Here is a 22,516-nt window from a genome sequence, read left to right as displayed (position 1 = left end):
TGAATTTATGATGAATTTTAGGAAAATCTAATCACTAACGTCAGCTTTTGATTCATTCTTGCCAATAATTCCATTACAATTACGGGGTTTAAAAAATCACGCCTAGATATAATTAATTAGAGGACGTATCTGTGAGCAAAGACACTATCATCGCCCTGCATGCTGAACACCAAGGCCGTTGGAAAAACCGTGAAGAAATCGCGGAACGTATGATTGCATTAATCGGTCAATTATACCGTGAAAAAAATATTGTCGTATCTGTTTACGGTCGCTCTTTAATTAACCGTTCTGTTATCCAAATTTTGAAAACTCACCGCCGTACACGTGTTGTAGACGTTGAGCTTTCTGTTGTAAATACATTCCCAATTTTAGAAGCTTTAGCAAAAGTTGAAAACATTGGTTCTGCAGAAGTTGATATTGGTAAACTTGCTGTTGAATATAAAGAAAAAGGCGGTGATATTGACGCTTTTGTTGCTCAATCTGTTGAGTCAATCAAAGGAAGCGCAACTTCTGAACAACCTAAAGATGTAGTTCTTTACGGTTTTGGTCGTATTGGCCGTATCTTGGCTCGTTTAATCATTAGCCAATCAGGTTTAGGCCGTGGTTTAAGCCTTAAAGCAATCGTTGTACGTAAGTCTTCTGACGGTGACTTAGCAAAACGTGCTTCTTTACTTCGTCGTGACTCTATTCACGGTACTTTCGCTGGTACAATTTCTGTTGATGAAGAAAACGAAGCAATTATTGCTAACGGTAACTTCATTAAAGTGATTTATGCGTCTAGCCCAAGTGAAGTTGACTATACTGAATACGGTATTGAAAATGCACTTTTAATCGACAACACTGGTAAATGGCGTGATGCTGAAGGTCTAAGCCAACATTTGAAATGCCCAGGCGTTGCACGTGTTGTATTGACTGCACCAAGTAAAGGTGAAATGAAAAACGTTGTATTTGGCGTAAACAACTCAGACATCTTAGATGAAGACAAAATCATCTCTGCTGCAAGTTGTACAACAAATGCGATTACTCCAATTCTTAAAGTATTGGATGACAAATATAAAGTTCTTAACGGTCATGTTGAAACTGTTCACTCATTTACAAATGACCAGAACTTGATCGATAACTACCATAAAGCAGATCGTCGTGGTCGTGCTGCTACTTTAAACATGGTAATTACAGAAACTGGTGCAGCTAAAGCAGTTGCTAAAGCATTACCTGCATTAAAAGGTAAGTTAACTGGTAACTCTGTACGTGTTCCTACTCCAAACGTATCTCTTGCAATCTTGAACTTAACGCTTGATAAAGAAGTTGATCGTGAAGAAGTGAATGAATACATTCGTCAAATTTCGATTAACTCTAACCTTCAAGGTCAAATTGGTTATACCAACTCGACTGAAGTTGTATCGAGTGACTTTATCGGTTCTCGTACAGCAGGTGTATACGATGCTCAAGCAACGATTACTTCTGGTAACCGTTTAACTGCTTACGTTTGGTACGATAACGAAGTTGGTTATAGCTGTCAGGTATTACGTATTGCTGAACAAATGTGCGGCGTAAGCTATAAAAAAATCCCAGCAGAATTGAATGCTTAAGATCATTTAACGATCGATAAAAGATTTTCACAAAAAGACCCAGTTTAAACTGGGTTTTTTTACAACCGTACAAAATATATGCTGACTATTTTTTGTAAATAAATGAGAATAGGAATTAAGGAAAAAAAGAATAGAGTAAGGGATAGGAATTGTCGCAGTTTAAACGTTTGTTGGTCGTTTTTATATTCATCATTATTGCCAATCTATGTGGTGTACTCATTGCAATATGGGTATTTAAGCATTTCAATATTTGTATTCCATTGAAAAATCAAGCAGTTGCTATTGATTTGCAAGAGCCTCTACAAGTTAAGGTTAAAGTGCAAGATGCTTTAAATGTGGATGTAAAAGGGCGGGTAAATGCCAGTATTCCAATTGATGAGAAACTGAATATTCCATTAACACAAACATTAACACCGCGTGTTTATTTCGATAATATGGTGCCAATTAGCACAACAATTCCGGTTAAAGAAACACTAAAAGTTGAGCAAAATTTACCAATCGATACGAAGGTTCAGGTGAGAGTTTTAGGGCGTGACATTACGTTGCCGTTAAAGGGATCAATACCCTTAAAACTTGATGTTCCGATTGATATTAATGTTCCGCTTGAACAAAAGGTTCATTTAAAATTCGATGCACCAGTACGGACAGTATTAAAAGAAAATTTACATATTCCTCTAAAGGCAAGATTAGATACTAATATTCCAATTGAGGGTAATTTAAATGTTCCTGTTAAAACAGCACTAAATGCTTCGGTTGATGTGAAAAATACATTGCCTGTGAAGATTGCAAATGGTGAGTTAAAGATTCCTCTCTCCACTATGCGGTTAAATCGGGTAGTAGGTTCAGAAACACCGCAGACAACAACTGATCAATAGGGTGGATGCTAATGTTTCGTTCACTCAAAAGTATGCTCATCAGTTTCTTTTTAATGATGATCCTTGCTGCTGTTATGTTTTGGGTATACCTCAATATTCAAGCTAATTTAGTCGTATCGGCTCATAATGCAGATATTAGTTTACCTGACTCTTTAGAAACAAAGATCCAAGTTGGCAATACTTTGCAGGTTCAGTCCATTGGTAAACTTGATACCACATTAGATATAGATCGCCAACTGACTTTACCTTTAAAAGGGAAATATCTAGCAGATTTAAGTTTTGCTGTAGAGACGCCCATTACGGTAAGTGTTGATTATTCAACGACTCTAAAGATTGATCAGGTTATGCCTCTTGAAACAACGACTGATTTGATCTATCAAAGTAAATTTTTACCAAAATTTCCACTTAAACTGGATATTCCTATCAAGTTGGACGTTCCTTTTAATTTAAAACGTAGTTATACCATTCCAGTTAAAATTGTTTTTGATGGTCCTGTTTATTTTGAATTTGATGAGCCAGTAAATTTATCAGTTAAACATCAGTTTAAACCAAGCCTAGAAGTGAATGATCCTATGGAAATGGGAAATATTTCTTCATTTAATGCCATTATGTATAATTCGGTTCCAAAAACAAAAGCAAATCTTGATATGCAAATGACTTTACCTTTACGCAATGTTCATCCTTAAAAATTAAATAGTCATGTTGCATTTTATTTTGGGTAAAGCTCATATTTGTGAATCTAAAATGCTTTTGATGACTTAAAGATAAAAACAGTTCGTTATATATGGGAATTGTCCCATTTTCTATTCGAGAATTTTATGAAAATATGGCAGAATAGGCGGTTTTAGAGTTTTTAGAGGATTGGCAGATGCGCTTTGTTGATGAAGCAGTCATTACCGTAGAGGCTGGCGACGGTGGCAATGGCGTAGCCAGTTTTCGCCGTGAAAAATTTGTACCATTTGGTGGCCCAGATGGTGGTGATGGCGGACGTGGTGGAAGTATCTATATTCAAGCTGATGATGATACGAGTACGCTAGTCGATTACCGTTACACACGTAAGTTCCGTGCTGAGCGCGGGAAGAATGGTGCAGGCGCTAACTGTACCGGACGTGGTGGTGAAGATGTGGTTTTAAAAGTACCCGTTGGTACAACAATTGTTGATACAGATTCAGGCGATATTATTGGCGATTTGGTTGAAGACGGCCAAAGAATTCTGGTTGCAGGTGGTGGTGACGGTGGTTTGGGGAATACCCACTTTAAATCATCTACTAACCGTGCTCCGCGTAAATGTACGACAGGCATCAAAGGTGAATTCCGTGAAATTCGCCTTGAATTAAAAGTATTAGCAGATGTTGGTTTATTGGGCATGCCAAATGCTGGTAAATCAACCTTTATTCGTGCTGTAAGTGCTGCAAAACCAAAAGTAGCAGATTATCCATTTACAACTATGGTTCCGAACCTTGGTGTTGTAGATGCTGACCGTCATCGTTCATTTGTAATGGCCGATATTCCTGGGTTGATTGAAGGTGCAGCAGAAGGTGCTGGTTTGGGAATTCGTTTCCTTAAGCATTTAGCACGTACGCGTATCCTTTTACACATTATTGATGTGCAACCAATTGATGGTTCAGATCCTGCTCATAATGCCAAAGCAATTATGAACGAGTTAGCTAAGTTTTCACCTACTTTGGCGAAACTACCGATTGTTTTAGTACTCAATAAACTTGATCAGATTGCTGAAGAAAGTCGTGAAGAGTGGTGTCAGCATATTCTAGATGAACTAGAGTGGACTGGACCTGTCTTTAAGACATCAGGCTTATTAAGTGAAGGAACAAAAGAGGTTGTGTATTACCTCATGGATCAGATTGAACAACAACGTGAACGCGAAGTTGAAGATCCTGAATATGCAGCAGAAGTAAAAGCTTTCCGCGAACAACTTGAAGTTGAAACACGTGAACAAACCATTGCGGCAAAAGAAGCATATCGCGCTATGCGTCGAGCACAACGTCTTGAAGGCATGTTGGGCGATGATGATGATTTTGACGATGATGAAGACGACGACAATGATGTAGAAATCATCTACGTTCGTGACTAGAAAACCGAGGAAAACATGATAGAAGTGGTCGATGGGCAACGTCAGCTCAGTGAGTGTAAACGAATCGTTGTTAAAATCGGATCATCTTTACTCACAGCCAATGGGCAAGGTTTAGATTTGGATGCTATTTCGCTTTGGGCGAAACAGATTGCAGATCTACACAATGCAGGACACGAAATTATTTTAGTGTCTTCTGGAGCTGTAGCAGAAGGTATGGTTCGTATGAAGCTTGCGAGTCGACCCACCGATCTACCCAGTCTACAAGCCTGTGCTGCGATTGGGCAGATGGGTTTAATTCATACTTGGTCTAGTGTGCTTGAAAAACATGGCATTCGTACTGCTCAGGTTTTACTGACACATGATGATTTGGCAGATCGCCGTCGTTATTTAAACTCATGTGATGCTTTGCAAAATTTGATTGATTGGCGTGTAATTCCAGTCATTAATGAAAATGATACGGTATCTACCGATGAGATCCGCTTTGGCGATAATGATACTTTAGCTGCGATGGTTGCAGGTCAGGTTCATGCAGAATTGTTGATCATTTTAACGGATCAGCAAGGGATGTTTGATTCAGATCCACGTCATAACCCTGATGCTAAATTACTCTCTACTGTTCGTGCCATGGATGATGATTTATTCGAAATGGCCGGCGGCGGCGGTTTACTCGGGCGAGGTGGTATGGTCACTAAAGTTCGTGCCGCACGTTTAGCAGCTAAGTCGGGTTGTCCAACACTCATTGCGAGTGGTGAAAGTGATAATGTCTTGTCACGTGCTATGGCTGGTGAAATGCTAGGTACATTGTTTACTACAGATAAAGACCGTATGACTGCTCATCAACAGTGGCTTGCTGCCCATTTGCAGACAGCAGGTCGTCTTGTGATTGATGATGGCGCTATTGAAGCGATTAAATTGAAACATCGCAGTTTACTCCCTGTTGGAGTTAAGACTGTTGAAGGACATTTTGATCGTGGCGATGTAGTTGAATGTGTAGATAAACAAGGTAAACGTATTGCAGTGGGTCGAGTGAACTTTAGCTCGCGATCTGCTGAAATTATTAAAGGCCTAGCCTCTGATAAGGTTTATCAAGTACTTGGTGAAGCTCGTTCACTTGAAATGATTCATCGTGATCATATGGCGATTTACTAGTTTGTTGTGAAATTAAAAAAGCTCGCTTTATGCGAGCTTTTTTTCTGGCGTTAAACGAGGTAGAACACGATCTTCACCCACCATATATGGATGTGTCGCCAGACTCAGCATATCTAGGTCTTCTGAGCTATTACCATACGCATAAACTTGATGGTAATGCTGTAGCGTATATTGCTGATGTATTCTTAACTTTTTTTGTTCACTACTACAATCTGGGGTGGAATAGTAACCCGTCATCATGCCGTTTTTAATTTGAGTTTCGGTACAAATTAATTCGATATCTAGTAACTTGCAAAGTGGGGCAAGGTAGACATCGATTGAAGCAGAAACCAGTACCACCCGATCACCACGTAACTGGTGGTGTTGTAACTGTGCGAAAAGTTCAGGTGAAAGCGCAGAGACTAACTCTTGTGCATATTCTTCACCTAATCTTTGCAATTCAATTGCGGGGGTATCTTTGAACATGCTGCGAAATAACTTAGCGCGCATAGCATGGGCTGGATAAAAATTAAGATAGTAGGCTTGAATCCATGGCAGAATTTTTAAGCCTTGTTTAACAATGTGGCGCTTAGATAAAGCATAAAAGATGAACCCTGTAAAACTATCTTTGCTACACAAGGTTCCATCAAAATCGAACAGGGCGAGACTCTTTATAGTCTTATTCGTTTCGCTCGTTGCATACATGATTCATATCGTCCGTTTACGCGGGTTGCATACCAGTTAGTATTATAGTCACGACTTAATTTTGGCCCAGAAATAACGACTTGCGGCATAATGGCATAGATCGGTTCTTTACCTTTCTTCGCTTTATAAAGTTTAGTCAGGGCAATATAGGTTTGTGTACTTTCAAACTTTTTCTCTTTTTCTAATTTAAGATCATCACGAATTTGTCTTGGGGTAACTAATACATTATTTTTTGCAAATACCGTAATGAGCTCTCTTTCTGACTGGCTTTGAGTCGGGCGTGGATCACCATCTTTTGTGTAAAGAAGTAGATCACCATCAAGACTTATTCCTGTATCAGTTAAGTCATTTAGCATGCTTTGAAAAGCAGCATTACGGCTAGAATACATGCCTGAGTTATAGTCTGCAAATCGATAAATAGCTTTGTCATAATTAGCTGGATAAACCATTAAACGATGTATGCCGTAATATAAACCGCCATATTCGGTATATAGATCATCACGAAGAGCAGCAGTGCTCATGCTTGAGCGTTTATTGGCTTTTGCATAATTAATGTGAACCTGCATAGAACCCAAGGTCGTAATAGGGTTCATTTTCTCGCCAATATCTTGACCAACTAATTTGGCTGCACCTGTTAATGCACTCACATGGTAATGCTTAGCCATAAAATCGAAAATTTCTCGATAAAGTAAGTCGAGGTCTTTCTCGGTTTTAACCTTACGCATTTGACTCATATAGTTATTATCAGGAGAGGGCTGGGTTTTTAGCACTTCTTCAAAATAACCAGCAATTGTTCCACCAATAGTTTTTCCGAGCTTATCTTCAAATTTTTCATTTAAACGGGTACTAACTTCTTCAACTGCTTTTTGGCCTAACCCCGGTACTTGAGGATTAGCTACAAAGTTAGATTCCTGATCAACTACAGCCACGATACTACAAACATTTTTCTTGGTTTTAGGAATATCCAAGTCTTTCATAATGTCGTCAATATCTTTAGCCCATGACTCACGGTCATGCACACGCGATGGGATCAGACGTTTAATTTGTTGGTTTTCTAGTTCAGGCTCATCATTGTTTGACCACCAAGCTTTATCACCACAAGCAGCTAAACTCATGCACACGGCGACCATACCGAATGATTTTAATAAAAAACGGGAAGACAACGGTTTGTTCATGGCGAGGAAAACACCTGCATAAAAAGATGAGCCGATCAAGCGGATGAAGTATACTATGTTGATCATCAATTGTATGAATATATATGTATATTGGTCCCTATCAACTGTCAAATAATTTAATCGTTGCTCCTATGGCGGGGGTCACTGACCGTCCATTTAGAACGCTCTGCAAGTATTTTGGCGCAGGTCATGCAGTCAGCGAAATGATGACTGCCGATAAAACTTTGCGGATGAGCAAGAAAAGCCTTTACCGTGCGAACTTTGATGGCGAACTCGCTCCAATCTCTGCTCAAATTGCTGGTTCTGATCCAGAGCAATTAGCAGAGGCTGCACGTTATCAAGTAGCAAATGGCGCACAAATTGTTGATATCAATATGGGATGTCCTGCCAAAAAAGTATGTAATAAACTCGCAGGTTCTGCGTTATTACAAGATGAAGACTTAGTGGCCCGAATTCTTGATGCTGTGGTAACGGCTGTTGATGTTCCTGTGACTTTAAAAACCCGTTTGGGCTTTTTAAATGGTCAAGAAAATATTTTAAGAGTCGCAAAAAGAGCGGAAGAAGCGGGAATTGCTGCATTGGCTTTACATGGCCGTACCCGTGAAGACATGTATTTAAATACAGCCCGCTATGATTTGATCAAACATGTCAAAGAATTAATTAATATTCCAGTCATTGCGAACGGTGATATTGATAGTCCTGAAAAGGCAAAATATGTGCTCGACTACACAGGAGCCGATGCGATTATGATTGGTCGTGCTGCTCAAGGTCGACCATGGATTTTTCGTGAAATTGCTCATTATTTAAAAACTGGAGAGCACTTAGCTGCGCCTAATATTGAAGAAGTCAAAGATGTACTTTTAGGACATTTGTCTGAGTTATATCAATTTTATGGTGAATATTCAGGTTGCCGTATTGCCCGTAAACATATTGCTTGGTACACAAAAGGATTACATTCAAGTAATGAGTTTCGCCAAAATATGTATAAAGTTGAAAGTACAGCTGAACAAGCTTTAGTGGTTGAAAACTATTTTAACCAGCTATTGGCCGAAGGCAATTTAATGAGTGATGTGCAAGTTGAACAGGTTAATTTATTGCAAACTCATTAAATAAAAAGCCAGTATATGATGACTGGCTTTTTAAGATTTACTCATCTTCTAGCATTTCTACCACTAGTTGGTTAACCAAATCGGCAGCAGCTAATTCACGTATTTGTGAGACATTACTACCCGCCCAAAAAGCGCCAAAACCATAGTCATGATGTTTACTTGCAATTGCATTGAGTTGCTTGGCTAAATCATAGGTATATGGATATTCTGGTTGAGGCGGCCGATTCGGTAAATCAATTTGTGTGTGCCAATGGTTGAGCAATCCACGTGCAGGACGTCCAGAAAGGCTGGCACTAATTTGCGTTACAGACTCATTAAATAGAGCTTTGCGATATTCACTTGATGCGTTCGAAGATAGGCATTGAACGAAAGCAGTTCCGAGTTGGACAGCACTAGCACCTAAGCTCAACATATGTCGTGCTTGAGCACCGTTCATAATACCGCCAGCAGCAACCACAGGCAGTTTGCAATGTTTCACAATAAGATGTACTAAATCGCTGGTTTTAATTGCTGCATCAAAGGTCTTGTTAAAGATTCCACGGTGTCCACCTGCTTCAATCCCTTGAGCAATAATAATATCGATACCAGCTGCTCCAATGGCTTGTGCTTCAACCAAATTGGTAGCAGAAACCATTGTTATAATTCCGGCATCTTTTAATGCCTGAATTTGATGGGGATGGGGAATGCCAAAATGAAAACTGACAGCTTTAGGCTTGGTTTCTAATACGACATTTAGAAAATCATCATTATCAAGAAAACTTGGATAAATACAGTTTAAGTTTTGAGGAGGCTGTTCTCCAAACTTTTCAAATTGTGGACGTAAATATTCAATCCATTGTGCTGAAATTTGAGGATTAAGTTGCTCGGGTTGATGGCAGAAAAAATTAACCTGAAATGATTTCTCTGTAAGTGTTTGGGTTTTTAAAATCTGTTCTCGAGCACTTTGTGCCGTGTTTGCTCCGAGTCCTAATGACCCAAGTCCACCTTGATTAGAAACTTCTGCGGCAAGTTCAGGTGTAGATACGCCCGCCATTGGAGCAAGAAAAATCGGATGTTTAATTTCAAGTTGTTGTAACAGGGTCATTTTATTCACCTCATTTCTTTCTCTTCACCATAACGTGAAATCAGAACCAAGAGCAAATAATATTGGGCATTTAGTTTTTAAATATTTAGTTCTTAAACATTTATAAGTTCAGGTTTTTTAAAGGGGAGTAACATGAAACAAAGATCCGATCCAGCTTGAAAAAGCCATTGCTAAAATTCCCCACAAGGTAATGCGTAAACTTCCTTTAAGCTTAGAAGTACCCGCGAAATGGCTTGATAGCGCTCCTAAAAAAGCTAATGAGATAATGCCAAATAGTAAGACCATTTTTTCAACCCAAATATCTGGGCTGAGTAAAATAGCGAGCATAGGAAACAAGGCCCCAAATGAAAATGAGCCAGCTGAAGCTAGTGCGGCTTGAACAGGATTTGCTGCAGTATTTTCATGAATACCAATTTCATCACGTGCGTGAGCACCTAAGGCATCATGATTTGTAAGTTCGGTAGCAACTTGTCGAGCTAAATCAGGTGCTAACCCTCTGGCTATATAAATTTGAGTGAGTTCATCTAGTTCACGTTGAGGATGTTTCTTTAATTCTTGTGCTTCAAATTTTAAGTCAGCTTTTTCAATATCTTCTTGGGATTTTACAGAAATATACTCTCCGGCGGCCATGGAGGTTGCACCAGAAATTAAACCTGCAATACAAGCAATAAAAAGAGTATGAGCAGAAGCGCCACTTGCAGCCATTCCCATAATTAAACTAGTAACGGAAATAATTCCATCATTAGCCCCTAAAACAGCTGCCCTTAACCAACCTGAGCGGTGAATAAAATGATGTTCTGGATGTTGAGAAAAGGACATGATTTTACCTAATTGTAGTTATAACTTTTTATCTTATCCTATAAGATTATTTACAATAATACGATTAAAAAATGTGTCATTATAGGAAAAACAATCAGATAAGTACTTTTTAAAACATAATATAAAAGGAGATAAAATGTCTAACTTATGGGATTCTTCCATTTACCTAAATCGTGTAATTTATGAGCTTGACTATAGTATTTATTGATTAAATTTTAACTTTATTTCTACGCTTAGATTCTATTCAATTTACTCTAGAGGTCTCGATGAATAGCAAAACAATAAAATCTCTAACCCGTTCCTTTATCGTTATCGGTTCAATCTGTCCAGCTTTAGGCCTCTTAAGTATGGAGACTACATTTGCCCAAGAGATTGTTAATCAAGAATATAAACCAGGTAATCCAATTTATGATAAATGGGATCAATTTTATAAAATTGAGAAGACTCAACCGGAAAATGCTGAGAAATTATTATTAGAACTCGGAGATATGACTCCACAAGATATTAAGGTATGGAAAAGTTTAACTTATTTACAGATTAGAATAGGGAAACAAGAAGCAGCTTTACAAAGTTTAAGAAAAGCAGAGGCATTAGACCCAGCTGACGATAATTTAAAATTACAAGAAGCGTATCTGCTTAATTCTCAGAAAAATAATAAAGAAGCTTTACTAGTTTTTAAGGAGCTTACGCAATCTAAAGATACTGATATTGCCAATAAAGCGACACAAGCTGTAAAAAATCTGAGTGGTGGGGAGGTCAAAACTTATTTCCGTGATGTTTATTTTGCACCTTCATATGAGTCGCGTTATGACGATGTGATTTTCCCACTGAAAGCCCGTTATGGTAAGAATCTTGATAATGGTCGAGCACAGGTGTATGGCTTTTTAAACCTAAACCGCGATACTCAATCTCAAGGTGGTGTACGACCTGAAATTATTGATGAAAATGCAGTAACTCTAGGTGTGGGCGCTAATTATCAGCCTTGGACATCTATACCTGTGCGCATGTATTTAGAGGTGGGGGGAAGCTACGATCTGATTGATCGAAATAGAGATAAATTTCGTGAAAGTGTGGTCGGTGGGGTGACAGGTTATCAAGAATGGTATTCTCAAAATAATTGTAATTATGCACTTTGCTTTAATGATTACTTTACCGACTTATATGGCAATGCAGCGACTTATTCTAGAGAAGATTATAACGTTATTGGCGATTTGCGCTTACGTACGGGCTTAAATGTCTATAAAGGCGAAAATGGAAATGTACAGGCTTATGTGAAGTTGCATGGCTTGGCTGACAGTAAAGATGAATATTACAATAATTTATTCGAATATGGCCCAGGCATTTCATGGCAGCCTTTTAATTATCAACCTATAAAATTACGTGTAGAACGACTATATGGCAATTACTTTAAAGATGTGCCAGTAAATACAAAAGATCATTACAACAATACTCGAGTAGAACTCGTCTTTTATAAGGATTTCTAAAATGAAGAAAGTTTTTATATCTATTGTATTTGGAACCCGTCCTGAATTAATCAAACTTGCTCCTGTTATTTTATTGGCAAAACAAGACCCTCGCTTTCAAGTTGAAGTCATTTTTACTGGGCAACATGACGAATTGGTAAGAGATGCGATAGATTTCTTTGGGGTTGAAATTGATCACCGTCTTAAAATTATGAATGCTGGACAAAGTTTAAATCAGCTATTAATACATGGTTTGAGCCAAATCGAGAATGTATACACTGATGGGCAAAAAAGAGATGCAATTGTTATTCAGGGAGATACAACAACTGTTTTAGCGGCAGGTTTAGTTGCGTTTTCAATGAAAGTTCCTGTTGCGCATGTCGAAGCTGGTTTACGTTCTTATGATTTAGATCATCCTTTTCCAGAAGAGGGAAATCGTCAGTTAGTTTCTCGTATTACCAAATGGCATTTTGCCCCGACTGAACAATCAAAAAGAAATTTACTTAATGAGCAAATTCCGTCAGAGCTCATTACTGTTACAGGCAATACCGTTGTTGATGCCGTATATTTAGGACGCAAATTAATTTCTAAAAAATCGGGTTTGAAAAATCAGCTTGAACCCTATGGAATTCAGTTAAAACAAAATGACAAAGTTGTACTTATTACGGCTCATCGCCGTGAAAACTTTGGAGAAGGAATTCAAAATATTTGTAATGCGGTTGAGCATTTAGCTAACAAACATCCTGATTTACATTTTATTTGGCCAGTCCATTTAAACCCGGCAGTACATGATGTCGTCCATAATAAGTTTAATGATCATCCTCAAATCCATCTTGTTAAACCATTAGATTATCCAAGTTTATTGGCAGTGATAGATCGATCTACTTTTATTTTGACGGATTCAGGTGGTTTACAAGAAGAGAGTCCATCATTTAATAAGCCAGTTTTAATCTTGCGAGACACTACAGAACGACCTGAAGTTGTTGAAGTTGGAGCAGGTGTTTTGGTGGGTACAAACCAGCAAAAAATTATTGAAGAAGCTGAAAAGCTACTCACCGACCAACAGCACTATGAAAAAATGGCACATGTAGAAAATCCATTTGGTGACGGGCAAGCTGCTCGGCGTATTCTCGATCAAATTGCTAAATCTTATGAATTAGCATAATTGTGAGCTAAGGATTTATTCTCATTTATGAAGGTGCTTTTACCCCCATAAGTGAGTCGGTACCACAAGCTCACAATATTAACGCACCAGCGATTCATGTAGTGTGGACCATCAAAAATATAGACGGTTTTACCTTCATATGCTTTTAGTTGAGAAATAATCTCCCAAGGATATGCGGCTCTAAATTGCCCATTATTTTTCACTCTAAAAGCTTCTAGCACTATAATGACTTTATCTTTTCCAAGCCTTTGTTCAAGTTGGTCTAAAATATGTTTGGCTTGCTTAGGTGATCTTACACCTACACCAACCCCATCTTGGAAGAAAACGCCGTTATGTTCCGGTAACCAGCTTTTAACCCATAAATCATAATGTTCGGGTTCGCTTTCACCACTATAAATACTCACCCAAACTGGTACTGGGAGCGTGGTTAAAACCTGACCTAAAGCACTTACTCTTAACCAAGTTGGATCTGCCTCTACTGGAAAATAATAACCTTTAAGCGCTGTTTTTTGCTCTTTTATAATTTGAGCAGATTTTTCCCCTAATTCAGTTACATTTGCTCGAGCTTTAGGTTCGTTATATTCGCCTGCTAAGCCCAAAATTACATTTTTAGCCCATGGCTCTTGTTTAATTTTTTCTAAATTAATGGCTTTTTCCCATTGAGGAAAGTTTGATTCTTTCCACCATGATTTAGACTCAACAACAGACCACTGAGGAACAAATGTATTGACACCCAAGTAATGCCAGTTTCCCTCTGGTGGACTAGTGTTATTGTCAGGCTGCCAAAAAATTCCTTCAATACGCGGGGCTTGTCCTTGATGTTTGAACAACCCCGCGTAAACCATGACACTACATATAATTAAAATAATAAAAGCAGCTATTTTAATTGGTATCTGTTTTTTCATTATTTCGTCTTAACCAGTACCACAAGAAGATAATTATTATCATAATGGCAGATATAATCATAACCAATAAGAAGAACGAAGATTGTTGAACTAAAGGTGCTTTTTGATTGCCGACAATGAGTTTTTGTAAAACATAAATATTCCCATTTTCTGAAACCAACATTTTGGTCACATTATTTGGAATTTTATGCTGTATTTTTTCCCAAAGATGCATAAAGCTTTGTGCACCACCTTCTGAATCGGTAATAACATCAAAACGGTTATTGTTATAACTCACAATAAACCCATTCACAGCGGCAGGTGCATAAATAATATCTTGATGCATTAATACTTGCTGTTTATAAATATCTTTATTCACTCGAACATTTATTGATTGTGGGGCATTGGATGTATAACGAACTAGATTCAAAGGCATTGGTGCTTGTGTTAAAAGCATTTTTTTAGCAACTTGTCCTAACACAATAGCAATATTTAAGGCACCAGATTGGTCATCAATCGCAATGGTTGGGGTGGTTGCCAAAGTCATTGAAATTGCAGCTACGCCATTTTTGAGTTTATGCGGTAGTTTTAAAGTAGATTTGGCTGTATCAATCCAGAGTGACCCATGGGCATTGGGTAGACACTGAGAGTTAGCAATGACTGAATTCTCAAGTTTTAGACTAAAATTAGTCGTATTTGAAATCGCTTTGGCAAAAATATTGAATTGACGGTTTACCGGATCTGAAGCAAGGTCGGCTGTTTTCATACTTCCTGCGAGACCGCCATCAATCCAAGCCGTAATATTTGAACCTTGCAATAAACCACTTTGAATTCGAAGTGCAATTTGTCCTTGCAAGATATCGGTGGGTTGCCATACTGCCGGGAAATCAAGAAATAAGTTCTTTTCAGCGTGATTTAATCTGAAGTCTTCAATACCTAAGTCTGCAAGTGTATTAATTTTTTTAAATTGCGCCCAAGTCGGATTGGAAATTGTTGTAGGGAAAACTGCACTTCCTGTATTAAGTTGCTGGACATAAGAAGGATTAATTAATCCATTTATGGCAGCAGTGAGTTCTTGTTGGGTGTGATAGGTAATTGAAAGAGTTGCCACGCCGTCTGCTGGTTTTGCAATTTGGACTAAAGCACCTCCTTTGAGTGGAGTAGCTGAGTGGTTCACTTCAATAATAAAATTGGTTTCAGGATTTAAGTTGATTTGTCCTGAATCGACCCATTCTATTGGTGTTATAGAACTCCACGAACTAGCTAGCCTAGCAAGCATGGAAGCTTCTGTAATTTCTTTACGATTATATTTTAAGATGCCAACAAATGGGGTAGGTCGTCTTGCTTGCGGGTTAAATAAGGCATCGGGTAAGTCTTTTAAGCGGTATTCGTTGCGAATAGGCGTAAAATCGATTTGAGAGTTACTTAAATAAGTTAAATGATCAATATCTTCTGTACAGAATGTTTCTTTGGTTTGATTTAAAGAGGTAGGCTTAGAATATTGCTGAATAATAAAATCTAGACGGTGGAAACCACTTTGACTTGGGGGAATATCAAATTTAAATTGACCATCGCCACTCAGCGTTGTGTTGTAGATGAGCTTATCATCATATTTAACTAATAAAGTTGTATCACTTCCAGTCGAATAATCACTTGAAAACTGCGTTTTTTCCCATTGGGCACCTTTTCCAATATAGAAAAAATGTGGCTCGACCGTATATTTGGTTGAGGTACTAATATCATCCAGTTTCCATGTATTTGCATAACTAGGAGCAATAAATATAAAACTGGTGCTGGCAAGGAGTACTTGAACCATTTGGTAGAAATTTGAAGGGTATTTCATTTATTTTTTCTCCTTGCTACGTTCCGTTTTGTACCATTGAAGGGAGTTGCCCTGTATTTTATTTTTAAGCATGTCATATGCGGCTTTAAAAACAATAAATAGAAAAATTTGTGAGTAACTTACATAAGATAAAACAGAGTAAAAGTAGAGTTCTGGTTTGACCTTTTCTAAAGAAAGAGTAAACCACATTTGCGCAACGTACAGGCAAAATGAGAGACCCCACAAGGTGGTAAATGGACCCGGAACTGAAATGCCTGCGATACCCAGTAAACCAAGCGTTAAAGTGATATGACTCCAGAATAAAGCGGGTACGAAAAGTATGTAGCACATAATATTATTTAGAATTTCAATGCCAATTGGAAAAGGTGTTCTTAACGCGACAGGTAAATATTTACGAGTCACATAAAAATTACCTTGAGTCCAACGTGAGCGTTGTTTAACAAATACACTCAAAGATGGTGGATCTTGCTGCCAACCAATTGCATAGGGAACCCACTTAATTCGTTTTTGGCCGATAAAAATCCGAAAGCTCATTTCAGTGTCATCGACCAATGACTTCTCATCAAAACCACCTAAGGTTTCTAATGCATCTCGCCAAATAACATAGTTAGTACCCATTAATGTGGATAGCTCAAATCGTTGCCAACGCCCCCCTTGGAAAATCCATTGGAAAAAGATGAATTCGATGGCAATAAATCGAGTCAAAATACTATCTTGCCAATTACGGGTTCTGACTTTGCCATTTACAGCCACTAATTTTTTATCGGCAAGTAAGGTTTGAGCTAATAACCTTACGCAATCGGGTTCAGGTGTACTGTCTGCATCATAGACGACAATGAGTTCACCTGTGGCATGGGGTAGGCCATTATTAAGTGTTCTAGACTTACCTTTGCCTCCCATTCCTTTAGGAACGTTGACAATTTTTATGCAAGGGTAAATCTGTGCTAGTTTTTCGGCTATTTCAAGGGTGTTATCTTTAGAGCCGTCATTAATAAGTAAAACTTCATATGCTTCGGCAGGATAATCCTGTTGAGCGATTGCATGTAAAGTATCTTCAATGACTATGCCTTCATTATAGGCAGGAATCAAGACACTCAAAACGGGCCATCTATCTGGCACAGGCAGGTTCTGTAACTCTTTCTCTGCTGTTTTTGAGTATTTCCAAGCCTGATAACTTAACCATGCCCAAAATGCTTGAGGAATCCAGATTCCTAAAAATCCAAATAGGAAGAGAATATCAATGGGAGCCATTTGATTTAACCCTCCTAATAATAGATGAGATCAGCAATAACAATAAAATCACCCCGATGACCAACGAGAACCATGAAATATAGCTGCCGAAGGTGCCCAGAAGGTCAGGATAGGTCGTGGTTAAAATCAGATCGAGTGGAACCACGACTGTGCTTAAACCAATAAAAAGATACCCAAGAAAACTAGTTTTTATATGTTCAGGTGTGCTTATATAATTAATATTGTTAAATTTCCATGAAATGCCGAGTTGAGGATATCGAATATTTGTGGTTGGTAGATCAGCAGGTGGGTTAATAATAATTTCATAACCCGAAACATGGCCATTAAAACTTTTAGCCGAATAAAATAAGTGCTGCTTTTGTTTAATCTCTCTAGAGGGGAGAGGAAGTTCCAGTGGATTAAACTGAATAATATAGCTGCCAGCGGTTTGTGAAATTAAGTTTTCATCCCAACCTGTTGAAACAAAAGCAGCCATAGGCCGTAATCCTATTGCAGTCGAGAAAGTCGCTTTGGCCGCAAAATATTGGGGTTGTTCCGATTTAAAATGCGCAATAGGAATTGCACCTTGGCTGACTGCTTCTTTTAATAAGAAATAATGAGAAAAGCTAAAAACTTCATCCGGTAGAATGATGCCGGGCTTTATCCCTTTATGAATAAGCCTTTGAAAGCTGTCCGAACTAATTTGGTCAATTGTAAAAATCGGCCACCATGTGTCCTGCGAGGGGAAAAACATGGAAAGGTCGTTAATACTCTGAACCTCGGTTTTTGTTTGTTCAGATTTAATTTCACAATGATAATATTGACGATAGAACTGCTGTAAAGTGCCATCCGGATATTGGCTAGAGGCAATAATAATTCCACAAATATTAAGAAGGTTAGACATTAAGTAGTCTCCTCTTCAGGTGGAATCTGAATAATCTTATATTCTACCTCAAGCCGTAACGTCATAATTTCTCTTAGCTTTTTAATAAAATCGGGTTCTTCTTCCGTTTTTTGTTTACGAATGACAATACTGTATATCTTTTCAAGATCATCATCAGCAAACTGGAAAATAATTTCTTGTGGAAGATGCTGACTCAAAATTTTAATCATTTCATTTTGAGTGGTTTTCCATACATCATCGCCTAACATTTCTTTAATTAAGCTTCGATTGAGAATCCTAATTTCAAAGACTTCATAATCTTGTATTTGATGATGATCTAGAAGTTTAAAGAAACTACGTTGAAAATACTTTAGTGCGCTAAGTGGAAAAATATCACGGCGGTAATTACGGTCATAACTTTGAATATCACGGTATTTTTGGACATTAATTTCAATATTGTGGCGTACAGCACTAAGAAAAAGAGGAATCAGGGGGATAATAAAAAGTAAAAGAAGCTGCCGTTCAATATGGGTTTGTGCACCTAAATCTAGTAGAAAATATACTGCAACGCCTACAAAAGCGATTAAACCTACAATTAAAGAGGCACCGACTTCTAAAAAAGCCCCAGAAATTAAAAGAATGAGAATAAAAATCCAGCTTCCTCTAAAACTCACAGGCAACCACTCATATGCCACCATGCCCATAAATAGATGAGCTGCGATAATCCATAAGATGAGTGTTCTTCCCGGGTTTTTTTGTTGCATGCGAGATATGCGCCTATTTTGTAATGTTAATTTTTATACTTTTATAATGAACTGTGATGACTTTTGAAATTATTGTTGTGTTTGTCCTTTTATAAATCCCTTTAGAATTATATTTAGATTAAAGTCACAATATAGTCAAATTTCTCGTATTTTTTTAATCAAAAATAAACACAAAAGACTGAAGTGGCATCTAAATGTTCTTGTATGTTTCAATTGCTTTTATACGAGTTTCTTTTAAATCAACAATTGGCTTTGGATAATTCAACTGAAGAGGAGTTTTGATTGAGTAGGGTTCATGAATCATTTTATTGTCTAGATGAGCTAACTCATGCACCCATTGACGAATATAGTCACCGTTTGGATCAAATTTCTTAGATTGAGCAATAGGGTTAAAAATTCGGAAATAGGGTACAGCATCAGTTCCAGTTGAGGCACACCATTGCCAACCACCATTATTCGCCGCTAAATCACCATCAATTAAATGCTGCATAAACCATTGTTCACCTATTCGCCAATCGATGAGTAAGTTTTTACACAAAAACATAGCGGTAATCATGCGGACGCGATTATGCATCCATCCTGTTTTTTGTAGCTGACGCATACCTGCATCGATAATCGGTATACCTGTTTGGCCAGTTTGCCAAGCCAATAAGTGCGCTTGATTATTTTCCCATTTAATATTTTGCATATTTTGTTTAAAAGGATAGTGCTTAGAAACCTTTGGGAAATCAAACAAAATATGTTGATAAAACTCGCGCCAAAGAAGCTCATCTAACCATGTTTGCTGACCTTCGTTTGCAAGATGGAAGTTGCCATGCTCAGCTCGAAAAAGGGCTTGTAAGCATTGACGAATAGACAAAATTCCAAGATTTAAATACGGAGAAAGTTGGCTAGTTCCCTTTACATTTGAAAAGTCACGTTCTGATTTATAATGAGATAAATGATCTTCAATAAATAAATCGAGCTGCTCCAGAGCATAATCTTCTCCAGTCGGCCATAGGTCTTGTTGCTCTTTAGAAACAGATGAGTCGAAAAAAGCTTCAATATCTTCTAGACCTAAACTTTTGATATTTGAATCAGACTCGGGATTGGCTGTTTGCTTTCCGGGAATGGGATAGCACTGAGGCAAACCACTTATATCTAGTTTCGAATAACATGCTTTTTTAAATGCACCGAAAACTTGATAGGGTTGCTGTGACTGATTGCGAATGGAACGTAAAGGAAAAATGGTACGGTCATGGAATAAAAAAAGTTCTTTATTCTGCTGATTCAAAGCTTGTTGTACAGTTTTATCTCTTTTTAATTCATTCACACCGACTTCTATATTTGAGTAAACATTTTCGATATGAAGTTGATGTGTAAGCTCGCAAATATAATCTGCAATATCTTGCCAGTAGGGAATGACTTGAATGATAAGTGGAATATTAAGCTGTTCTAATTCTTTTTTAAGTTGTTGAAGCTGAAGTAAGTAGAAATTAATTTTTATAGGCGCATCGCGATGTATTTTCCACTATTCAGGCGACAAAATAATTAACCCGATCGAAGGTCCTTGCTGGCAGGCATGCCATAAGGCAGCATGATCCCGAACTCTCAAATCCTGACGAAACCAAATCAGCTGATTTACGTTTGACATGAAAGCTACCCTTATAATGTTGAGTGAGTTAGAGGTTTATTATCAAAATATTATATAAAATAAATACATAAAAAAAGCAAAGCCGAAGCTTTGCTCTTATTATCTTGAAAGATGAATTAGTGGTGATGACCACCCGCACCGTGTACGTGACCGTGATCTAATTCTTCTTCAGAAGCTTCACGGATTTCTACGATTTCAACTTCAAAAGTTAAATCTTGACCAGCAAGTGGGAAGTTAGCATCAACAACAATGTTGTCGCCTTCAACTGCTTTAACAGTTACGATCTGAACGCCGTCATCTGTTTGCGCTTGGAATTGCATACCAGGTTGAATGTTTTCAACACCTTGGAACATTTGAGCTGGAACTTCTTGTACTAGGTCTGGGTTGTATTCGCCATAACCTTCAGCTGCTGGTACATTAACAGTAAATTTTTCACCAACAGTTTTACCTGTTAATGCATTTTCTAGACCAGGAATGATATTGCCTGCACCGTGCAAATAGGCAAGTGGTTCACCTTGAGATTGATCAAGTGTTTCACCCTCAGCGTTTGTTAATTTGTAGTGGAATGAAACCACGTGGTTATTTGCAATAGCAGTCATGTTTTTGATCCATTCAATCAATTAAAGCGTACATCATAAAGTGAAAAATAAATTTTGTAGACTACAAAATCTTAATCTTTGTCACTTTTTCTGATGCGTTTTTATATAAATAGGGATGAATTTAAAAAATTCAACTTAATACAGCTTAATTTTTGGACGTACACGTCTTGTAAGTAAATCTTTCATTGTGAGTAGTCCAGCTTGAGTGTATCCATGAATTGTTGCTTGATGTAAACGATATAAAGATACATACATGGTTTTGGCAATATAGCCTTGTATACTTACATCGCCCAGTAATTCTCCAACGGCTTTATTACGACTTAAAGACACGAGAGAACCTTTGTCGTTAAAGGTAAACATAGGTTGTGAACGATTGTTTAATCGAGCTGCCATCGCATCGACTAAAAAGCTCGCTTGCTGGCTTGCAACCTGTGCACGCGGCCCAAGTGGAGGTTGTCTCGCATCAAGTTGGCAATGCGCACAGTCACCAAAGGCAAAAACATTTGGATCGGAATAAGTTTGTAAAGTTGCATAGACCATTAAACGGTTAATGTTATCGCGTTTAAAATCAGTAAAGTTTTCTAGTACTTTAGGTGCTTTTACGCCCGCAGCCCAGACCGTAATATCACTTTTTAATTGGTTACCATTACTAAAATAGATGCAATGCTTATCAATTTTTTCAACGCGATGTTGAGTTAAAATTTCAACGCCCATTTTTTTGAGTTGCTCGGCACTGTGTTCAGCAGTTTTATCGGTCAGCGCAGGTAAAATGCGCTCAGATGCTTCAATGAGTGTAATTTTAACTTGGTTAGGATGAATCTTTTTTAAGCCATATTTATAAAAGTTTTTTGTTGTTTCAATTAATTCGGCTGCAAGTTCTACACCAGTTGCTCCAGCCCCAACGATTCCGATATTTAAAGTCCGCTGATTTGGCTGATTTTGAGCTTCAATATAAAGATGTAATAAGTCTTGCTGGAAAACATCGGCTTGCTTTCTGCTGTCGAGGAAATGACAGTTTTCACGCACACCTGTGGTATTAAAATCATTTGATACTGAACCAAGCGCTAAAATAAGCGTGTCATAACTGAGCTCTTGCGGATGATTCTGTTGATCTTTAGACACTTGAGGGGGAATTAACTCAATTAATTTTTTATCTTTATTGACCCCGGTTAAGGTTCCAAGCACAAATTCATAATGATGCTTTTCTGCATGTGCAAAATAATTAGTTTGTTCTTCGTGTGGGTTTAAAGATCCAGCAGCAATTTCATGAAGTAAAGGTTTCCAGATATGCGTTAGGTTTTGGTCAATTAACGTAATCTTCGCTTTACGATTTTTCCCAAAAGTTTCACCCAGTTGTGTCGCCAGTTCTAAGCCTCCAGCACCACCACCAACAATTACAATATGATGTAAATTTTGGGTCATTTTTATCACCTAATTATTTTTCTATAAAAAAAAAGATGGCTGAATTATGCCATC

19 protein-coding genes and 1 pseudogene are annotated in these 22,516 nt (G+C 37.9%); 8 read left to right on the top strand and 12 right to left on the bottom strand.

Annotated features, from left to right (window positions below; all coding sequences use genetic code 11):
- Positions 1–131 precede the first annotated feature (131 nt).
- The 5 genes from ACINWC141_RS17680 to proB all read left to right on the top strand — a co-directional run bounded on the left by ACINWC141_RS17680 (position 132) and on the right by proB (position 5,705).
- Entirely contained in the window at positions 132–1,589 is a 1,458-nt protein-coding gene (locus ACINWC141_RS17680; protein ID WP_009393547.1) for a glyceraldehyde-3-phosphate dehydrogenase, read from the top strand.
- 149 nt (positions 1,590–1,738) lie between these two features.
- On the top strand, positions 1,739–2,464 hold the full coding sequence (locus ACINWC141_RS17675) for a hypothetical protein (protein WP_009393449.1): 726 nt from the start codon (positions 1,739–1,741) through the stop codon (positions 2,462–2,464).
- Between the two features lie 11 nt (positions 2,465–2,475).
- On the top strand, positions 2,476–3,150 hold the full coding sequence (locus ACINWC141_RS17670) for a hypothetical protein (protein ID WP_009393498.1): 675 nt from the start codon (positions 2,476–2,478) through the stop codon (positions 3,148–3,150).
- Between the two features lie 182 nt (positions 3,151–3,332).
- Positions 3,333–4,556, top strand: a complete 1,224-nt coding sequence (gene cgtA, locus ACINWC141_RS17665) for an Obg family GTPase CgtA (protein WP_009393540.1) — start codon at positions 3,333–3,335, stop codon at positions 4,554–4,556.
- Between the two features lie 15 nt (positions 4,557–4,571).
- Positions 4,572–5,705 (top strand): glutamate 5-kinase, encoded by a 1,134-nt coding sequence (gene proB, locus ACINWC141_RS17660; RefSeq protein ID WP_009393721.1) that lies wholly within the window; start codon positions 4,572–4,574, stop codon positions 5,703–5,705.
- A 27-nt stretch (positions 5,706–5,732) separates the two neighbouring features.
- Here the strand turns inward: proB and ACINWC141_RS17655 are convergent, their stop codons facing one another.
- Both ACINWC141_RS17655 and ACINWC141_RS17650 read right to left on the bottom strand, forming a co-directional pair.
- Positions 5,733–6,389 carry an HAD-IB family hydrolase gene (locus tag ACINWC141_RS17655; protein ID WP_009393596.1) on the bottom strand — a complete coding sequence of 219 codons (657 nt, stop codon included), beginning with the start codon at positions 6,387–6,389 and terminating at the stop codon, positions 5,733–5,735.
- Complete coding sequence (locus ACINWC141_RS17650; protein ID WP_009393680.1) at positions 6,356–7,564, bottom strand: DUF1615 domain-containing protein; 1,209 nt, start codon at positions 7,562–7,564, stop codon at positions 6,356–6,358. The genes ACINWC141_RS17655 and ACINWC141_RS17650 overlap by 34 nt, the downstream gene beginning before the upstream one ends.
- An 83-nt stretch (positions 7,565–7,647) precedes the next feature.
- Between ACINWC141_RS17650 and dusB the strand changes: the two genes are divergently transcribed.
- Positions 7,648–8,673 (top strand): tRNA dihydrouridine synthase DusB, encoded by a 1,026-nt coding sequence (gene dusB / locus ACINWC141_RS17645; protein WP_009393525.1) that lies wholly within the window; start codon positions 7,648–7,650, stop codon positions 8,671–8,673.
- 37 nt (positions 8,674–8,710) lie between these two features.
- Here the strand turns inward: dusB and ACINWC141_RS17640 are convergent, their stop codons facing one another.
- Positions 8,711–9,757 carry an NAD(P)H-dependent flavin oxidoreductase gene (locus ACINWC141_RS17640; RefSeq protein WP_009393610.1) on the bottom strand — a complete coding sequence of 349 codons (1,047 nt, stop codon included), beginning with the start codon at positions 9,755–9,757 and terminating at the stop codon, positions 8,711–8,713.
- Between the two features lie 117 nt (positions 9,758–9,874).
- Positions 9,875–10,576 carry a VIT1/CCC1 transporter family protein gene (locus ACINWC141_RS17635; RefSeq protein WP_009393429.1) on the bottom strand — a complete coding sequence of 234 codons (702 nt, stop codon included), beginning with the start codon at positions 10,574–10,576 and terminating at the stop codon, positions 9,875–9,877.
- 266 nt (positions 10,577–10,842) lie between these two features.
- Here ACINWC141_RS17635 and ACINWC141_RS17630 point away from each other — a divergent pair, with 266 nt between their 5' ends.
- Complete coding sequence (locus ACINWC141_RS17630; protein ID WP_034679070.1) at positions 10,843–12,060, top strand: tetratricopeptide repeat protein; 1,218 nt, start codon at positions 10,843–10,845, stop codon at positions 12,058–12,060.
- A 1-nt stretch (position 12,061) separates the two neighbouring features.
- The gene (gene wecB, locus ACINWC141_RS17625) at positions 12,062–13,204 is read left to right on the top strand and encodes a non-hydrolyzing UDP-N-acetylglucosamine 2-epimerase (RefSeq protein WP_009393602.1); all 1,143 of its coding nucleotides are present in this window, start codon (positions 12,062–12,064) and stop codon (positions 13,202–13,204) included.
- Here the strand turns inward: wecB and ACINWC141_RS17620 are convergent.
- The 8 genes and pseudogenes from ACINWC141_RS17620 to ACINWC141_RS17585 form a co-directional block, all read right to left on the bottom strand.
- Positions 13,189–14,109 carry a hypothetical protein gene (locus tag ACINWC141_RS17620; RefSeq protein ID WP_034679068.1) on the bottom strand — a complete coding sequence of 307 codons (921 nt, stop codon included), beginning with the start codon at positions 14,107–14,109 and terminating at the stop codon, positions 13,189–13,191. The two genes, wecB and ACINWC141_RS17620, sit on opposite strands and share 16 nt — an antisense overlap.
- Positions 14,087–15,931, bottom strand: coding sequence for a hypothetical protein (locus tag ACINWC141_RS17615; RefSeq protein WP_009393455.1), 1,845 nt, complete (start codon positions 15,929–15,931; stop codon positions 14,087–14,089). The genes ACINWC141_RS17620 and ACINWC141_RS17615 overlap by 23 nt, the downstream gene beginning before the upstream one ends.
- Positions 15,932–17,182, bottom strand: coding sequence for a glycosyltransferase family 2 protein (locus tag ACINWC141_RS17610; protein WP_009393707.1), 1,251 nt, complete (start codon positions 17,180–17,182; stop codon positions 15,932–15,934).
- Positions 17,169–18,065, bottom strand: a complete 897-nt coding sequence (locus ACINWC141_RS17605) for a hypothetical protein (RefSeq protein ID WP_009393630.1) — start codon at positions 18,063–18,065, stop codon at positions 17,169–17,171. Before ACINWC141_RS17605 ends, ACINWC141_RS17610 begins: the two co-directional genes overlap by 14 nt.
- Entirely contained in the window at positions 18,065–18,808 is a 744-nt protein-coding gene (locus tag ACINWC141_RS17600) for a hypothetical protein (protein ID WP_009393419.1), read from the bottom strand. The genes ACINWC141_RS17605 and ACINWC141_RS17600 overlap by 1 nt, the downstream gene beginning before the upstream one ends.
- A gap of 190 nt (positions 18,809–18,998) precedes the next feature.
- Positions 18,999–20,441: pseudogene (locus ACINWC141_RS17595) on the bottom strand (cryptochrome/photolyase family protein).
- 116 nt (positions 20,442–20,557) lie between these two features.
- Positions 20,558–21,040 carry an FKBP-type peptidyl-prolyl cis-trans isomerase gene (locus ACINWC141_RS17590; protein ID WP_003650377.1) on the bottom strand — a complete coding sequence of 161 codons (483 nt, stop codon included), beginning with the start codon at positions 21,038–21,040 and terminating at the stop codon, positions 20,558–20,560.
- Between the two features lie 135 nt (positions 21,041–21,175).
- On the bottom strand, positions 21,176–22,462 hold the full coding sequence (locus ACINWC141_RS17585) for an NAD(P)/FAD-dependent oxidoreductase (protein ID WP_009393578.1): 1,287 nt from the start codon (positions 22,460–22,462) through the stop codon (positions 21,176–21,178).
- Positions 22,463–22,516: the final 54 nt, after the last annotated feature.

The organism is Acinetobacter sp. WC-141 (assembly GCF_000313935.1).
GTDB lineage: Bacteria > Pseudomonadota > Gammaproteobacteria > Pseudomonadales > Moraxellaceae > Acinetobacter.
Note: the sequence above shows the minus strand (reverse complement) of the source record. Positions and strands in the feature narration are given on the sequence as shown.

Bases quoted from the DNA above. Each gene is read 5' to 3' on its own strand.
- ACINWC141_RS17620 (WP_034679068.1), bottom strand. From the start codon at position 14,109: ATGAAAAAACAGATACCAATTAAAATAGCTGCTTTTATTATTTTAATT.
- ACINWC141_RS17605 (WP_009393630.1), bottom strand. From the start codon at position 18,065: ATGTCTAACCTTCTTAATATTTGTGGAATTATTATTGCCTCTAGCCAA.
- ACINWC141_RS17640 (WP_009393610.1), bottom strand. From the start codon at position 9,757: ATGACCCTGTTACAACAACTTGAAATTAAACATCCGATTTTTCTTGCT.
- proB (WP_009393721.1), top strand. From the start codon at position 4,572: ATGATAGAAGTGGTCGATGGGCAACGTCAGCTCAGTGAGTGTAAACGA.
- ACINWC141_RS17600 (WP_009393419.1), bottom strand. From the start codon at position 18,808: ATGCAACAAAAAAACCCGGGAAGAACACTCATCTTATGGATTATCGCA.
- ACINWC141_RS17610 (WP_009393707.1), bottom strand. From the start codon at position 17,182: ATGGCTCCCATTGATATTCTCTTCCTATTTGGATTTTTAGGAATCTGG.
- ACINWC141_RS17585 (WP_009393578.1), bottom strand. From the start codon at position 22,462: ATGACCCAAAATTTACATCATATTGTAATTGTTGGTGGTGGTGCTGGA.
- ACINWC141_RS17630 (WP_034679070.1), top strand. From the start codon at position 10,843: ATGAATAGCAAAACAATAAAATCTCTAACCCGTTCCTTTATCGTTATC.
- ACINWC141_RS17615 (WP_009393455.1), bottom strand. From the start codon at position 15,931: ATGAAATACCCTTCAAATTTCTACCAAATGGTTCAAGTACTCCTTGCC.
- wecB (WP_009393602.1), top strand. From the start codon at position 12,062: ATGAAGAAAGTTTTTATATCTATTGTATTTGGAACCCGTCCTGAATTA.
- ACINWC141_RS17670 (WP_009393498.1), top strand. From the start codon at position 2,476: ATGTTTCGTTCACTCAAAAGTATGCTCATCAGTTTCTTTTTAATGATG.
- dusB (WP_009393525.1), top strand. From the start codon at position 7,648: ATGTATATTGGTCCCTATCAACTGTCAAATAATTTAATCGTTGCTCCT.
- ACINWC141_RS17635 (WP_009393429.1), bottom strand. From the start codon at position 10,576: ATGTCCTTTTCTCAACATCCAGAACATCATTTTATTCACCGCTCAGGT.
- ACINWC141_RS17650 (WP_009393680.1), bottom strand. From the start codon at position 7,564: ATGAACAAACCGTTGTCTTCCCGTTTTTTATTAAAATCATTCGGTATG.
- ACINWC141_RS17590 (WP_003650377.1), bottom strand. From the start codon at position 21,040: ATGACTGCTATTGCAAATAACCACGTGGTTTCATTCCACTACAAATTA.
- ACINWC141_RS17655 (WP_009393596.1), bottom strand. From the start codon at position 6,389: ATGTATGCAACGAGCGAAACGAATAAGACTATAAAGAGTCTCGCCCTG.
- cgtA (WP_009393540.1), top strand. From the start codon at position 3,333: ATGCGCTTTGTTGATGAAGCAGTCATTACCGTAGAGGCTGGCGACGGT.